The organism is Ruegeria sp. AM5, assembly GCF_056540645.1.
On record NZ_JBQFXC010000005.1, the window covers coordinates 174,636 to 188,879 of the forward strand.

Genomic DNA, 14,244 nt, shown 5'->3' on the forward strand with positions numbered 1-14,244 from the left:
CTGGCCTGATAATAGTTTTTTCAGGGATGATATTCCGTTAAGACCCAACAGCAAAGCGTGTTTTCGGTTTCGCGGGCCAAGTGTCGCCAATTGGCCCCGCCCAAGGCATTGAATCCACCGCTGCGCTCGGGCAAGAGGTGAGCAGAATAAAGGGGGCAGGCGTGATCGAGCTGGAGAATATCAGCTATACCTACGGCGGTGGTGAGTTGCTAAGCGATGTTTCGCTGCAATTACAGCCCGGATCGTTCCACTTTCTGACCGGGCCTTCGGGTGCGGGCAAGACCACATTGCTGAAACTCTGTTATGGCGCGTTGTTGCCAACCTCGGGCAGGTTGATGGCCTTTGGTGAGGATATCGCCCGCATGGACCGCGATCAGATGGCGCTGCTGCGCCGCCGAATTGGCGTGGTGCATCAGGATTGCCGATTTTTGGATCACATGACGCTGGCCGAGAATGTCGCGTTGCCGCTGATGGTCTCGGGGCGCTCTGAAAATGGGCAGCAGGACGATCTGACCGAACTGCTGGGCTGGGTCGGGCTTGGCAGCAGGCTTGAGGCGCACCCGCCTGAACTATCGGGGGGCGAACGCCAGCGTGCCGCATTGGCCCGCGCAGTCATCCTATCGCCCGATGTGGTGCTTGCGGATGAGCCCACCGGCAATGTGGACTGGGAGATGTCGCAACGACTTCTGCGCCTGCTGGTCGAATTGAACAGGATGGGAAAAACCGTGCTGATCGCCACCCATGACCTAAGCCTGATCCGCGCCGCCAAAAGCCAGGTTCAGGCTCGCGTTCTGCGTATCGCGCAGCGCCGGGTGCAGCTTGCGGGGGCGGATCTATGAGCAAGGGCACGATCCGCAATTTGCTGCGCCGTGACAGCCGCGCCGACCGGGTGGTGCCACCCACGGGCTTTACCGCGCAATTGACCCTGTTCGTGTCTGGTGCAATGGCCTTTCTGGCGGTTTTTGCGCTGGCTCTTTCGTTAGCCTCGGGCCGTGTGGCGGATCGTTGGGCTTCAGAGTTGGCGGGGGCAGCGACCTTGCGGATCAATGCCCCTGCAGATCAACGTGCGGCGCAAACCGAGGCTGCTTTGAATGTCCTCCAGCAAACGCCGGGTGTGGCTTCGGCTCGCGCGTTGACGAGCGAAGAGCAGGCCACACTGCTGTCACCCTGGTTCGGACCGGACTTGCCTCTGGACACTTTACCAATTCCGCAGCTTATAGAGATTATCGAAGGTGAGCCGGGTCTTGATGCGGCTGGCCTGCGGCTGCGGCTAGGGGCTGAGGTGCCGGGCGCAGTGCTGGATGATCACACTCGCTGGCGCGAACCATTGGTTGATGCGGCCAATTCACTGCGGCGTCTGGGCTGGATTTCGATCCTGCTGATCGGTGGCGCCACTGCCGCCATGATCACGCTTGCCGCCAACGCCTCGCTTGCCGCCAACGCGCAGATAATCGAGGTTCTGCGTCAGGTCGGCGCGCGGGACCGGTTCATCGCCGGAGCGTTCGTGCGCCGCTTTACGTTCCGGGCGCTGTTTGGAGCAGCAGTTGGCACTTTGCTGGGTATGACGGGTGTATTGTTGCTCCCCGAAGCCTCGGATGCGGGTGGTTTTCTCACTGGCCTTGGGTTTCAGGGTATCGGTTGGATCCTGCCCGTGCTGATCCCGGTATTGGGCGCGGCCGTTGCGTTTCTGGCCACATGGTCAGCCGCGCAGCGCAAGTTGAAGGAGCTTTCGTGATGTTCATGGCTATTCAATGGGTCCGGTCGCTGATCTTCATGATCACCATCTATGCCTGGATGCTGGTACTGGGGCTTGTCTTTGCCCCCTATGCGCTGTTCGCCAAGCGTGGCGCATTGCGAGCATGCAAAACCTATGCGCGCACAACCAAGTGGTTGGCCCGCTGGATGGTTGGTATTCGCTGCGAAGTGCGCGGAGAAGTCCCACATGGCGAGGTTGTGATCGGCGCCAAGCACCAGTCGTTTCTGGACATCATCATAATCTTCGACGCCATCCCACACGGCAAATTCATCATGAAGCGAGAGCTTCTGTGGACGCCGGTCATCGGAATGTATGCGCGCCGTCTGGGATGTATCCCGGTCAATCGCGGCAAACGCGGGGCGGCGGTTGCGAAGATGGTCAAGGATGTCGCCCGCGAGTTCAGCGAACCCGGTCAGTTGGTGATCTACCCGCAAGGTACGCGCGTCGCGCCTGGGGTGCACAAGCCCTACAAGGTTGGAACGGCGGTTCTGTATGAAGGGCTCGGGTTCCCGTGCGTACCCGTTGCCACAAATGCGGGCGTCTTCTGGCCCAGAACCGGTGTCATGCGCAAGCCCGGCACGGCGATTGTCGATTTCCTAAATCCAATCGAACCCGGCGTTGCGCGGAATGACTTTCTGGAACGGCTGGAAAACGTTATTGAGACACGGTCCAACGAACTGATGCGAGAAGTGGGGTTTGACCTGGATGGAATTCGTTAAGGATATCACTGCCCTTGAGGCTCTGTATGGCACGCCCGGCGCAGCCTCCATACGCAAAGTGGCGCGGCGGCTAACTCCGCTCTACCGCAAATGGATTATGGCCTCACGCTTGTGTATCCTCAGCACCGTCGGCTCCGAAGGTGTCGATGGCAGCCCGCGTGGAGATGAAGGGCCAGTTGTGTTGGAACTGGACCAAGGCACCCTGGCACTGCCGGATTGGCGGGGAAACAACCGCTTGGATTCCCTGCGAAATATCGTACTCGATCCACGCGTCTCATTGTTGTTCATGGTGCCCGGTTCGAACAATGTGGTTCGGGTAAATGGGAACGCTCAACTGACTGCTGATGAAGCCCTGCGCGCCCGGTTCGAAAAACACGGAAAACGCCCCGCAACCGTCATCGTAATCGAGATATCCGAGATTTACACACAATGCGCGCGCGCCCTGATCCGGGCCAGAACCTGGAGTGGCCACGATGAAAGCGAGGGCCTGCCGACGGCTGGCGAGATATTGTCGGAAATGACGTCAGGAGAGGAAGGCGGCGCGCAATATGATCAGGAATGGGGTGCCCGCGCCGCTAAAACCATGTGGTAGGCAAGGATGGCTCTGATTCAGCCGATCACCTCACCGATCAGCATCTGCGGTTTGACATTGGTGAAGTTTGGCAGATCGGCCAGGACAGGGCCTGCCTTTGACATAGCGTCGTTCATGGCGTCCTGATCTTCAAACATGATCGTTGCGATCGCGTAATGACCTGCTGGCGCTTCAGGGCCTCCCGCAATGCCTTTGGTTACGACCGTACGTTCGATATGTGACCCCATGTGCTCGCCGACAAGCGGAAGATGTGTGTCGACATAATAGTCGAAATCGAAATGTGTTTCTGTACCTATGGGATAGATCACCTGTAAACTGACGCTCATCTGACTTCCTTTCCAAAAGCAATGGAGTCAGTAAACCGCGTCTGATCACCTGCCGCAAATGGTTTTGAGCGACACGGGGTGCCGCTCAAGGAGACTAGGTAGAGGACCTGCTCAGGTTTGGTCAGCTATGAATTGGCCCGTCACCACAGGCGAGCGCTGCCTCGCGCACTGCTTCGGAATAGGTCGGGTGAGCGTGACAGGTCAGGGCCAGATCTTCGGCTGATGCGCCGAATTCCATGGCGACGCAAACCTCGTGGATCAGGTCTCCGGCCGCGGGGCCGATGATATGCGCGCCCAGAATGCGATCGGTTTCTTTGTCTGCCAGAATCTTGACGAACCCGTCGGCTGCGAAATTCGCCTTGGCCCGGCCATTGCCCATGAACATGAACTTGCCGACCTTGTAGGCGCGGCCCTGTTCTTTGAGTGTCGCTTCGGTCTCACCCACATTGGCCACCTCGGGCCAAGTGTAGATGACCCCCGGAATGACACCATAGTTCACATGACCATGCTTGCCTGCAACCTGCTCGGCTGCGGCCATGCCCTCGTCTTCAGCCTTGTGGGCCAGCATCGGGCCTTCGGTCACGTCGCCGATGGCGTAGATGCCCGGCACGTTGGTCTGCCAATCACTGCCGACCTTGATCTGGCCGCGCGGGGTCATCTCGACGCCTAAAGCATCCAGCCCCAGACCCTCCGAATAGGGCTTGCGCCCGGTGGCCACCAGCACGGCATCAGCATCGATGACGTGCTCGCTGTCATCCTTGAGCAGCTTGTACGTTACCTTGGCTTTGGTCTTGGTGGCTTCGGTCTTTTGCACCGCAGCGCCCATGACGAACTTCAAACCCTGTTTCTTCAGGATGCGCTGGAAAGTCTTTTGAACCTCGGGGTCCATACCCGGCGTGATTTCCTTGAGGAATTCGATCACCGTCACCTCTGCGCCCAAACGGCTGTAGACTGAGCCCAATTCAAGCCCGATCACACCGGCACCGATCACAATCATTTTCTTGGGAACTTTGCCCAGAGACAACGCGCCAGTCGAAGTCACTACGACCTTTTCGTCAACCTCGACGCCGGGCAGCGCTGACGGCTCAGAACCCGACGCGATAATGATGTTCTTGGTCTCATGGACCTCATCACCAACCTTGACCTTGCCCGCAGCAGGGATTGAGCCCCAGCCTTTCAGCCAATCGATCTTGTTCTTCTTGAACAGAAACTCGATGCCCTTGGTGTTGCCATCGATGACCTCGTCCTTGTAGGCCTGCATCTGCTTCCAATCGACCGAAGGTGACTTCCCCTTCAAACCCATCTTTGCAAAGTTGTGTTCGGCTTCGTGCAACTGATGGCTGGCATGCAACAATGCTTTCGAGGGGATGCAGCCCACGTTCAGGCAAGTCCCACCCAGCGTCTCGCGCCCCTCGACAACTGCGGTTTTAAGGCCCAGTTGGGCGCAACGGATGGCGCAGACATAGCCGCCGGGTCCGGCGCCGATTACGATGACGTCATAATTTGCCATTACATTCTCCTAAATCGACCGGGTGATCCGGCAGCGTCCCGATCCGGTGTGGTGGGTCGGGTACCTATATTTCAAACGGGTTCCAGCAGCTTGATTGATATATGCGCAATGCCGCCGCGTTCGTGGTGCATCGCCAGTTCTTCGGACCCAAAAAAGGCTTTGGCCTTATCCAGATTCATAACCTCGAACATCGCTATCGCATGATCCCGCTGATCTGGATCGCGCCAGACATGCAGGTCGCGGATACCCGCGGCCTTGCGCATCGGTTGATCCTCGCGGAACACTTTCAGCCAGGCATCGAAATCGGCCACATCGGCTTGCCACAGTACATGAGTCGCCATCTTAAAGATCCATCAGCAGGCGACGCGGGTCTTCCAGCGCCTCTTTTACGCGGACAAGGAATGTCACAGCACCCTTGCCGTCCACAATACGGTGATCATAGGACAGCGCCAGATACATCATCGGGCGGATTTTGATCTCACCATTGATGACCATGGGACGATCCTGGATCTTGTGCATGCCCAGAATGCCCGATTGCGGCGGGTTCAGGATCGGTGAAGACATCAGCGAGCCGTAGACGCCTCCGTTCGAGATCGTGAAAGTGCCGCCCTGCATTTCCGCCATCGAGAGTTTACCATCACGGGCGCGCTTGCCCTTTTCGGCGATGGCTTTCTCGATCGCTGCGAAAGACATCGAGTCCGCATCCCGGATGACTGGAACCACCAGCCCTTGCGGCGTACCTGCGGCCACACCCATATGCACGAAGTTCTTGTAGACGATGTCATTGCCGTCGATCTCGGCATTCACTTCGGGCACTTCTTTCAGCGCATGACAGCAGGCCTTGGTGAAAAAGGACATAAAGCCCAGACGTACGCCATGCTTCTTCTCGAACTGGTCCTTGTACTGGTTGCGCAGGGCCATCACCTCGGTCATGTCCACCTCGTTATAGGTGGTCAGGATCGCGGCGGTGTTCTGCGCGTCCTTCAGGCGCTTGGCGATGGTCTGGCGCAGACGGGTCATGCGCACGCGCTCTTCGCGGCTCGCATCCTCGGCAGCCACAGGCGCGCGCGGAGTTTGGGCAGCGGGGGCGGGCACAGCCGCCGCAGGCGCTGGGGCCGTAGCTGCTGCAACTGCCTTTGCCACGTCTTCTTTCATGATACGACCATCGCGTCCGGTGCCAGTGACCTGATCCGCAGACAGACCGGCTTCGGCCATCGCTTTCTCAGCCGATGGAGCGTTGGACACGTCTTTACCTGTGCTGGCTGCAGCCGGAGCGGCGACGGCCGCCACCGGAGCCGCTGCTGCACCTGCGGCTGCGCCCGAGATCACCGCCAATTTGGCAGAAGCATCGACCGTGCTGCCTTCAGGCGCAACGATTTCAGCCAGAACGCCTGCCGCCGGGGCAGGGACCTCGACCGAGACCTTGTCGGTTTCCAATTCGCACAGCATTTCATCCTGTGCAACGCTGTCGCCGACCTGTTTGAACCATGTCGAGACTGTAGCCTCGGTGACGGATTCACCCAATGTCGGCACCATCACATCTACACTGCCGCCTGATGCTGCGGGTGCCGCTGCCGCCGGGGCCGGGGCCGGGGCCGCCGCTGCCGGAGCAGGCGCAGCCCCTTCGCCCGCCGCTATCGTGGCAAGCAGGGCATCGACGCCCACGGTCTCACCTTCGGCTGCAACGATCTCACCCATCACGCCAGCAGCGGGTGAGGGCACCTCGACCGTGACCTTGTCGGTCTCAAGTTCACATAGCATCTCATCTACGGCGACTGCATCGCCGGGTTTTTTGAACCATGTCGCAACGGTGGCTTCGGTGACAGACTCGCCCAGCGTGGGAACACGAACTTCAATCGTCATCGTTTACTTTCCTTCAATGCTCAGCGCTTCGTTCACCAGCGCTTCTTGTTGGGCTTTGTGTTGGCTGGCCAGACCCGTCGCGGGCGAGGCCGAAGTTGCGCGACCGGCATAGACCGGACGGGTGTGTTTTGCGCCAATGCGGGTCAGAACCCATTCGATATTGGGCTCAATAAAGGTCCAGGCCCCCTGGTTCTTGGGTTCTTCCTGACACCAGACCATCTCGGCCCCCTTGAAGCGCTCAAGCTCGTTGATTAGCGAATGCGCAGGGAAAGGATAGTATTGCTCGATCCGCATTAAGTAGATGTCGTCGATGCCGCGCGCATCGCGTTCCTCAAGCAGATCAAAATAGACCTTGCCCGAGCACATGACGACCCGCTTGATCTTGTCATCTGCCACCAGTTTAGTGTCCGAGTTGCCCTGTTGAGCATCATCCCACAGCACCCTATGGAAGCTCGAGCCTGTAGTGAATTCCTCGGCCTTGCTGACAGCCAGCTTATGGCGCAGCAGCGACTTCGGCGTCACCAGGATAAGCGGCTTGCGGAAGGTCCGGTGCAATTGACGGCGCAGGATGTGGAAATAGTTCGCAGGCGTTGTGCAGTTCGCCACGATCCAGTTGTCCTGACCGCACATTTGCAGAAACCGCTCAAGCCGTGCGGATGAGTGCTCTGGGCCTTGCCCTTCGAACCCATGCGGCAGCAGCGTGACCAGACCAGACATCCGCAGCCACTTCGATTCACCCGAACTGATGAACTGATCGAACATTATCTGTGCCCCATTGGCGAAATCGCCAAACTGTGCCTCCCAGAGAACAAGCGCGTTGGGCTCGGCCAGTGAATAGCCATACTCGAACCCAAGCACCGCGTATTCGGACAGCATCGAGTCAATCACGTCATAATGTGATTGGCCCTTGCGGATATTGTTCAGCGGGTAATACCGTTCCTCGGTTTCCTGATGGACAAATCCGGAATGGCGTTGGCTGAATGTGCCACGCGTCGCGTCCTGTCCGGCCAAACGTACAGGGTAGCCTTCGGTCAGCAGAGAGCCAAACGCCAGAGCCTCGCCCGTTGCCCAGTCAAAGCCGGTTCCGTTTTCGAACATCTGTTTCTTGTGGTCCTGCAACCGGCCCACGGTTTTGTGCATCGCAAAACCTTCGGGGGCGCTGGTCAGAGCGGTGCCGATCTCGGCCAGCGTCTCTGGTGTAATTGCGGTTTCACCGCGCATGTATTCGTCTTTGTGCTTGTCCAGATGCGACCAGCGCCCATCCAGCCAGTCGGCTTTGTTTGGCTTGTAGTCTTTCCCGGCATCAAACTCCTCATTCAGATGTGCCTGAAAGGCCGCCTTCATGTCTTCAATCTCGCCTTCGGGGATAAGCCCGTCCCTGACAAGGCGCTCGGTATACAACGACAACGTGGTCTTATGCGTCTTGATCTTCTTGTACATGATCGGGTTGGTGAACATGGGCTCGTCGCCCTCGTTATGACCAAACCGGCGATAGCAGAAAATATCCAGCACCACGTCCTTGTGGAACTTCTGGCGGAACTCGGTCGCCACCTTGGCGGCATGCACCACCGCCTCGGGGTCGTCGCCATTCACGTGGAAGATGGGAGCTTCAACCATCAGCGCGATATCCGTGGGATAAGGGCTGGAACGGCTGAAATGTGGCGCGGTGGTAAAGCCGATCTGGTTGTTTACCACGATATGCATGGTGCCGCCGGTCTTGTGCCCCTTCAGGCCCGACAGGCCAAAGCCTTCGGCGACAACGCCCTGACCGGCAAAGGCCGCATCACCGTGCAGGAGGATGCCCATCACCTTGGTGCGGTCTTCGTCGTTCAACTGGTCCTGCTTGGCGCGGACCTTACCCAGAACCACCGGGTTCACCGCCTCAAGGTGCGAGGGGTTTGCGGTCAGCGACAGGTGAACGCTATTGCCATCGAACTCTCGGTCGCTTGACGCGCCGAGGTGATATTTCACGTCGCCTGATCCATCCACGTCTTCGGGCTTGAAGCTGCCGCCCTGAAACTCGTTGAAGATCGCGCGATAGGGCTTGCCCATCACATTGGCCAGAATGTTCAGACGACCCCGGTGTGGCATACCGATGACGATATCGCTGAGGCCCAAGGCGCCGCCGCGCTTGATGATCTGTTCCATCGCAGGGATCAGCGCCTCGCCACCATCCAGACCAAACCGCTTGGTGCCCATGTATTTCACATGCAGGAATTTCTCGAAACCCTCGGCCTCGACCATCTTGTTCAGGATCGCCTTGCGGCCTTCCTTGGTGAAGGCGATTTCCTTACCGAACCCCTCGATGCGTTCCTTCAGCCACGCTGCCTCTTCCGGGTTCGAGATATGCATGTATTGCAGCGCGAAGGTGCCGCAATAGGTCCTCTTCACGATCTCGACGATTTGGCGCATGCTGGCCATCTGCAGGCCCAGCACGTTGTCAATAAAGATCGGTCGATCCATGTCAGCATCGGTGAACCCGTAAGTCTTCGGGTCCAGCTCGGGATGCGTACTGGCGGCGCGCATGCCCAGCGGGTCCAGATCAGCTGCCAGATGGCCCCGGATACGATAGGCCCTGATCAGCATCAGCGCCCGCAGGCTGTCCAGCACCGCGCGCTTGATCTGGTCATCACTGACCTCAACACCCTTGGCCGCCGCCTTATCCTTGATTTTGTTGCCCGCTGCTTTGGCGTCGATCTCGGCCCACTCGCCAGTCAACGCACCCGTCAGATCATCGGCAGGCATCGGAGGCCAATCGCTGCGCGCCCACGAAGGGCCCTCGGCCTCGCGCTGCACATCCGGCGCGTCATCGCCCATGGCCTTGAAGAACTCGACCCAGGCTGCGTCGACCGCACCGGGGTTCTTGGTGTACTGGGCATAAAGCTGCTCCAGATATTCGGCATTATGCCCCTGCATGAAGCTTGAGGCATGAAAGGCGGTGTTGGGCGAGTGTTCGGTCATTGGGCTACCTCATATGGGTTGGGACCGTATTGGTTGGTGCCTGGTTCGCTGGGGCGGGTCAGCCACCACAGAACCAGGAGGGGCGACACAAACAGGACAAGAAGTGTCGGAATGACAATAAGAAGAGTTGCGCGGGTGAACAGGATATCCAACGTGCCGCCATGGAACTGGCTGGCAAGGCCGATGCCAAAGATCAGGACGGCAAGCGCACCAAGTATCAGCAGGATCGGCAGCAGAGCATAAAGCCCGCTGCGCCCGGTATCATGCATCCGCCGCCACGCGACGGCCAGATGCGGGAAGAAGACAATCAGGCTGACGATGCTTTGGACCGGGCCTGTCGAGGTAGCCGTGACGGATTTGGATGTTTCGGTTTCGGTCACTGCGACCTGAGTGAAGAACTGCCAGTCGATGATCCCGGCAATGATGCTCCAGATCATGATGAACAGGAAAAAAAACCAGTATTCGGGCCGCGAGGCACGGCCCGAAAAGGTGAAAAACTTGGAGAAACAGGTTTTAATGGCTTCGCCGAAAGTCATGTTTACCGCTCCTCCCAAAGCAGTCAAATTCTGGTCAACCGATGGCTTCCAGCACAGCCTCACCCAGCTGCGCCGGGCTTTCGGCCACGACGATACCGGCCGAGCGCATGGCTTCGATCTTGTCCTCGGCTCCGCCTTTGCCGCCGGCGACAATTGCGCCCGCGTGGCCCATGCGGCGGCCCGGAGGGGCTGTGCGGCCTGCGATGAAACCAGCGGTCGGCTTTTTGCGACCCTTCTTGGCCTCATCCGCCAGGAACTGGGCGGCTTCTTCCTCGGCCGAGCCACCGATCTCACCGATCATGATGATGCTCTCGGTCTCGTCATCGGCCAAGAACCATTCCAGCACGTCGATATGTTCGGTGCCCTTGATCGGGTCGCCGCCGATGCCCACACAGGTGGACTGGCCCAGACCCACATCGGTGGTCTGCTTGACGGCCTCATAGGTCAGGGTGCCCGAACGGGACACAACGCCGACCGAGCCGCGCTTGTGGATGTGGCCGGGCATGATGCCGATCTTGCAGGCGTCGGGCGTAATGACACCGGGGCAGTTCGGGCCGATCAGGCGGGATTTCGAGCCTTCCAGCGCGCGCTTCACCTTCATCATGTCCAGAACCGGGATGCCTTCGGTGATGCAGACGATCACTTCCATCTCGGCATCAATCGCTTCGAGGATCGAGTCAGCCGCAAAGGGCGGCGGTACATAGATCACGCTGGCATTGGCTTCGGTCACATGCTTTGCCTCGTGGACCGAGTTGAACACAGGCAGGTCAAGATGGGTCATCCCGCCTTTGCCGGGGGTCACGCCGCCGACCATCTTGGTGCCATAGGCAATGGCCTGTTCGCTGTGGAATGTGCCCTGCGAGCCCGTAAAGCCCTGACAGATCACTTTGGTATTTTCGTCGATGAGGACTGCCATGTTAGGAGTCTCCTATTAAGCTAATTGGCCTCGGTAAAGGTAGCCCCATGCGACTCCCTGAGGAGATACATGGAACTCTTCACCGCGATCACTTTTGATTTCGAAAGCAACGATCATATCGGCTTCTTCGAATTGAAGTACGCCATTGCCACGCTCCGTTCCTCGGTCTGTTAGTACGGCCACCTTACGGGCATGAATGATCTTGCTGATTGCTTTGCGGAGGTTTCTCTCGAACGAGAAAGTCTCGCTATACTTTTTTCCTAGAAAGTTTTCAGTTCCAGTGGGAGCCACGGGCGATGTCGTGTCGCCTTCGAACTCAAGCACACGTCTCGCATGAACCGCAAAACGAAAGGCCGTATTCAGAACGTCCTTTAGCACGACCTTCATCAAGTCACTTTCACTCCTCGGATAGGGGGAGTTACAGAGGGCATATAGCTTCACCGCTTCGGCAGAGGCTTCAGATTCTGACCAAAGTTTCAAAGATTCGCCCTCTTGGGTGAAACGATTAAGGCGGAGTGCGTGGCCCAAGAACTTAACCCTTAACCGCCTTCACGATCTTCTCGGCACCGTCTTTCAGGTTGTCCGCCGCGATCACGTCCAGGCCAGAGGTGTTGATGATCTCTTTGCCCTTCTCAACATTGGTGCCTTCCAGACGCACGACCAGCGGCACTTGCAACCCAACCTCTTTCACCGCGGCCACGACGCCCTCGGCAATCACATCACAGCGCATAATGCCGCCGAAGATGTTGACCAGAATGCCTTTGACCTGCGGGTCCGAGGTGATGATCTTGAACGCCTCGGTCACTTTCTCTTTGGTGGCACCGCCACCCACATCGAGGAAGTTGGCAGGCTCGGCCCCATACAGCTTGATGATGTCCATCGTCGCCATCGCCAGACCGGCACCGTTGACCATGCAGCCGATCTCACCGTCCAGCGCGATGTAGTTCAGGTCGTATTTGCTGGCTTCCAGTTCCTTGGGGTCTTCCTCGGTCGTGTCGCGCAGTTCGGCAATATCTGGGTGACGATAGACCGCGTTGCCATCAAAACCGACCTTGGCGTCCAGTACTTTTAGGTCGCCCTTATCCGAGACGATCAGCGGGTTGATCTCCAGCATCTCCATGTCCTTCTCGACGAAGGCATTGTAAAGCTGGCTCATCAGTTTGACGCATTGCTTGACCTGCGCCCCTTGCAGACCCAGTGAAAACGCGATGCGGCGGCCGTGATAGGGCTGATAACCAGTGGCGGGATCAACCGAGAAGGACAGGATTTTCTCGGGCGTCGCAGCGGCCACTTCTTCGATGTCCATGCCGCCTTCGGTCGAGCACACGAACGAGATGCGGCTGGTCTGGCGATCCACCAGCAGGGCCAGATACAGCTCGCGTTCGATGCCGGACCCGGCCTCGATATAGATGCGGTTGACCTGCTTGCCTGCGGGGCCGGTCTGATGCGTGACCAGCGTGCGGCCCAGCATCTTCTTGGCTTCTTCGGCGGCTTCTTCCACCGACTTGGTTAGACGGACACCGCCTTTTTCACCGGCGTCGGTTTCTTTAAAAGATCCCTTGCCACGACCGCCTGCGTGAATTTGCGCCTTGACGACCCAAAGCGGTCCGTCCAGCTCACCAGCGGCGGTTTTGGCTTCCTCGGCACGCAACACGGCGCGACCGTCGGAGACCGGAGCGCCATAGCTGCGAAGAAGCGCTTTGGCTTGATATTCGTGAATGTTCATCGAAATTGTCCCGTCTGACTACGATTACACCGTTATAGGGGTGTCTAAGCGCCAAAATTAAAGAGTTTTTTGACAGGTCACGGGAAATTGTCGAAGATTTTCAGTATTTGTGATCACAGGTTTTTGGGGTGTGATCACAAAAATTGTGGGACGTGGAAATTGATTCGATGATCCAGGATCATGCCCACAAAACACATTCATAGATGAGTTTTGCGACGTTTGCGCGAACATCTTTTAGCCAGCTTGGCACCGTGTAAAAGAAAACCGGCCCGTGAAGAGGGCCGGTTCATTGGTTTTAGGGTTCGTGACTTAGGCCAGCGAGCTGTCGATGCCCTTGCATGCTTCGATCAGGCCCTTAACGGCATTGACCGAATTGTCGAAACCGGCCTGTTCTTCTTCGTTCAGCTTGATGTCGACGACGCGCTCGATACCACCTGCACCGATTACGGTAGGCACGCCGACATACATGCCGTCGACACCCAGTTCGCCGTTGCAATAGGCAGCACAGGGCAGAACGCGTTTCTGGTCTTTCAGGTAGGCTTCGGCCATTTCGATCGCCGAAGTCGCCGGTGCATAGAAAGCCGAGCCGGTCTTCAGCAGGCCAACGATTTCTGCGCCGCCGTCACGGGTGCGCTGAACGATGGCGTCCAGTTTTTCCTGCGTGGTCCAGCCCATCTCTACCAGATCGGGCAGCGGGATACCGGCAACGGTCGAGTAGCGCACCGAAGGCACCATCGTGTCGCCATGGCCGCCCAGAACAAAGGCGGTGACGTCGCGCATGGACACATTGAACTCTTCCGACAAGAAGTGTGCGAAACGGCCCGAGTCCAGAACGCCCGCCATGCCGCAGACTTTGTTGTGCGGCAGGCCCGAGAATTCACGCAGCGCCCAAACCATCGCGTCCAGCGGGTTGGTGATGCAGATGACGAACGCATCCGGAGCGTTTGCGGCGATGCCTTCACCGACCGATTTCATGACCTTCAGGTTGATGCCCAGCAAGTCGTCGCGGCTCATGCCCGGCTTGCGCGGCACGCCAGCGGTGACGATGCAGACGTCGGCACCGGCGATATCCTCATAAGACTGGGTGCCTTTCAGCTTGGCGTCGAAGCCTTCCGAGGGGCCGGATTCGGCGATGTCCAGCGCCTTTCCTTCCGGGGTGCCTTCGGCGATGTCGAACAGCACGACGTCACCAAGTTCTTTCATTGCAGCGAGGTGGGCGAGCGTGCCGCCGATCTGACCTGCGCCGATCAGCGCGATCTTAGGTCTGGCCATTTGGAATATCTCCGGTCGGTTTTGAAATCGCGGTTGTGCTAGTCGCAAAAGCGGCGTCACGCAAGCC

The 14,244-nt window shown here is 58.3% G+C and carries 14 protein-coding genes; 4 read left to right on the plus strand and 10 right to left on the minus strand.

Annotated elements, in window-relative coordinates; all coding sequences use genetic code 11:
• The first annotated feature begins 161 nt into the window (after positions 1-161).
• The 4 genes from ACR0AH_RS14275 to ACR0AH_RS14290 are packed head-to-tail and all read left to right on the plus strand — an operon-like array spanning position 162 to position 3,067.
• Positions 162-839 (plus strand): cell division ATP-binding protein FtsE, encoded by a 678-nt coding sequence (locus ACR0AH_RS14275; RefSeq protein ID WP_170423929.1) that lies wholly within the window; start codon positions 162-164, stop codon positions 837-839.
• The gene (locus tag ACR0AH_RS14280; RefSeq protein ID WP_170408348.1) at positions 836-1,735 is read left to right on the plus strand and encodes an FtsX-like permease family protein; all 900 of its coding nucleotides are present in this window, start codon (positions 836-838) and stop codon (positions 1,733-1,735) included. Before ACR0AH_RS14275 ends, ACR0AH_RS14280 begins: the two co-directional genes overlap by 4 nt.
• Positions 1,735-2,475: a lysophospholipid acyltransferase family protein gene (locus ACR0AH_RS14285; protein ID WP_480592451.1), complete on the plus strand. Its 741-nt coding sequence runs from the start codon at positions 1,735-1,737 to the stop codon at positions 2,473-2,475. Before ACR0AH_RS14280 ends, ACR0AH_RS14285 begins: the two co-directional genes overlap by 1 nt.
• Complete coding sequence (locus ACR0AH_RS14290) at positions 2,462-3,067, plus strand: pyridoxamine 5'-phosphate oxidase family protein (protein ID WP_170612867.1); 606 nt, start codon at positions 2,462-2,464, stop codon at positions 3,065-3,067. Before ACR0AH_RS14285 ends, ACR0AH_RS14290 begins: the two co-directional genes overlap by 14 nt.
• A 17-nt stretch (positions 3,068-3,084) precedes the next feature.
• Here the strand turns inward: ACR0AH_RS14290 and ACR0AH_RS14295 are convergent, their stop codons facing one another.
• From ACR0AH_RS14295 to mdh, 10 genes are all read right to left on the minus strand, one after another.
• Positions 3,085-3,393 carry an EthD family reductase gene (locus tag ACR0AH_RS14295; protein ID WP_170513910.1) on the minus strand — a complete coding sequence of 103 codons (309 nt, stop codon included), beginning with the start codon at positions 3,391-3,393 and terminating at the stop codon, positions 3,085-3,087.
• A 121-nt stretch (positions 3,394-3,514) separates the two neighbouring features.
• Complete coding sequence (gene lpdA, locus ACR0AH_RS14300) at positions 3,515-4,903, minus strand: dihydrolipoyl dehydrogenase (protein ID WP_170408344.1); 1,389 nt, start codon at positions 4,901-4,903, stop codon at positions 3,515-3,517.
• 71 nt (positions 4,904-4,974) lie between these two features.
• Complete coding sequence (locus ACR0AH_RS14305) at positions 4,975-5,244, minus strand: hypothetical protein (RefSeq protein WP_170395780.1); 270 nt, start codon at positions 5,242-5,244, stop codon at positions 4,975-4,977.
• Position 5,245: 1 nt separating this feature from the next.
• Positions 5,246-6,766 carry a 2-oxoglutarate dehydrogenase complex dihydrolipoyllysine-residue succinyltransferase gene (gene odhB / locus ACR0AH_RS14310; RefSeq protein ID WP_170408343.1) on the minus strand — a complete coding sequence of 507 codons (1,521 nt, stop codon included), beginning with the start codon at positions 6,764-6,766 and terminating at the stop codon, positions 5,246-5,248.
• Between the two features lie 3 nt (positions 6,767-6,769).
• A complete protein-coding gene (locus ACR0AH_RS14315) occupies positions 6,770-9,727 on the minus strand; it encodes a 2-oxoglutarate dehydrogenase E1 component (RefSeq protein ID WP_170395783.1) in 2,958 nt (985 codons plus the stop codon).
• Complete coding sequence (locus ACR0AH_RS14320) at positions 9,724-10,263, minus strand: DUF805 domain-containing protein (protein ID WP_170395785.1); 540 nt, start codon at positions 10,261-10,263, stop codon at positions 9,724-9,726. The genes ACR0AH_RS14315 and ACR0AH_RS14320 overlap by 4 nt, the downstream gene beginning before the upstream one ends.
• A gap of 34 nt (positions 10,264-10,297) precedes the next feature.
• Complete coding sequence (gene sucD / locus ACR0AH_RS14325) at positions 10,298-11,179, minus strand: succinate--CoA ligase subunit alpha (RefSeq protein WP_058278790.1); 882 nt, start codon at positions 11,177-11,179, stop codon at positions 10,298-10,300.
• Positions 11,180-11,194: 15 nt separating this feature from the next.
• Entirely contained in the window at positions 11,195-11,707 is a 513-nt protein-coding gene (locus tag ACR0AH_RS14330; RefSeq protein WP_480592453.1) for a hypothetical protein, read from the minus strand.
• 4 nt (positions 11,708-11,711) lie between these two features.
• Entirely contained in the window at positions 11,712-12,905 is a 1,194-nt protein-coding gene (gene sucC / locus ACR0AH_RS14335) for an ADP-forming succinate--CoA ligase subunit beta (protein ID WP_480592455.1), read from the minus strand.
• 309 nt (positions 12,906-13,214) lie between these two features.
• Positions 13,215-14,177 carry a malate dehydrogenase gene (mdh, locus tag ACR0AH_RS14340; protein WP_170353522.1) on the minus strand — a complete coding sequence of 321 codons (963 nt, stop codon included), beginning with the start codon at positions 14,175-14,177 and terminating at the stop codon, positions 13,215-13,217.
• Between the last annotated feature and the right edge of the window lie 67 nt (positions 14,178-14,244).

Coding starts and splice junctions, on each gene's coding strand:
- ACR0AH_RS14280 (WP_170408348.1), top strand. CDS start 836: ATGAGCAAGGGCACGATCCGCAATTTGCTGCGCCGTGACAGCCGCGCC.
- ACR0AH_RS14285 (WP_480592451.1), top strand. CDS start 1,735: ATGTTCATGGCTATTCAATGGGTCCGGTCGCTGATCTTCATGATCACC.
- ACR0AH_RS14290 (WP_170612867.1), top strand. CDS start 2,462: ATGGAATTCGTTAAGGATATCACTGCCCTTGAGGCTCTGTATGGCACG.
- ACR0AH_RS14295 (WP_170513910.1), bottom strand. CDS start 3,393: ATGAGCGTCAGTTTACAGGTGATCTATCCCATAGGTACAGAAACACAT.
- lpdA (WP_170408344.1), bottom strand. CDS start 4,903: ATGGCAAATTATGACGTCATCGTAATCGGCGCCGGACCCGGCGGCTAT.
- ACR0AH_RS14305 (WP_170395780.1), bottom strand. CDS start 5,244: ATGGCGACTCATGTACTGTGGCAAGCCGATGTGGCCGATTTCGATGCC.
- odhB (WP_170408343.1), bottom strand. CDS start 6,766: ATGACGATTGAAGTTCGTGTTCCCACGCTGGGCGAGTCTGTCACCGAA.
- ACR0AH_RS14315 (WP_170395783.1), bottom strand. CDS start 9,727: ATGACCGAACACTCGCCCAACACCGCCTTTCATGCCTCAAGCTTCATG.
- ACR0AH_RS14320 (WP_170395785.1), bottom strand. CDS start 10,263: ATGACTTTCGGCGAAGCCATTAAAACCTGTTTCTCCAAGTTTTTCACC.
- sucD (WP_058278790.1), bottom strand. CDS start 11,179: ATGGCAGTCCTCATCGACGAAAATACCAAAGTGATCTGTCAGGGCTTT.
- sucC (WP_480592455.1), bottom strand. CDS start 12,905: ATGAACATTCACGAATATCAAGCCAAAGCGCTTCTTCGCAGCTATGGC.
- mdh (WP_170353522.1), bottom strand. CDS start 14,177: ATGGCCAGACCTAAGATCGCGCTGATCGGCGCAGGTCAGATCGGCGGC.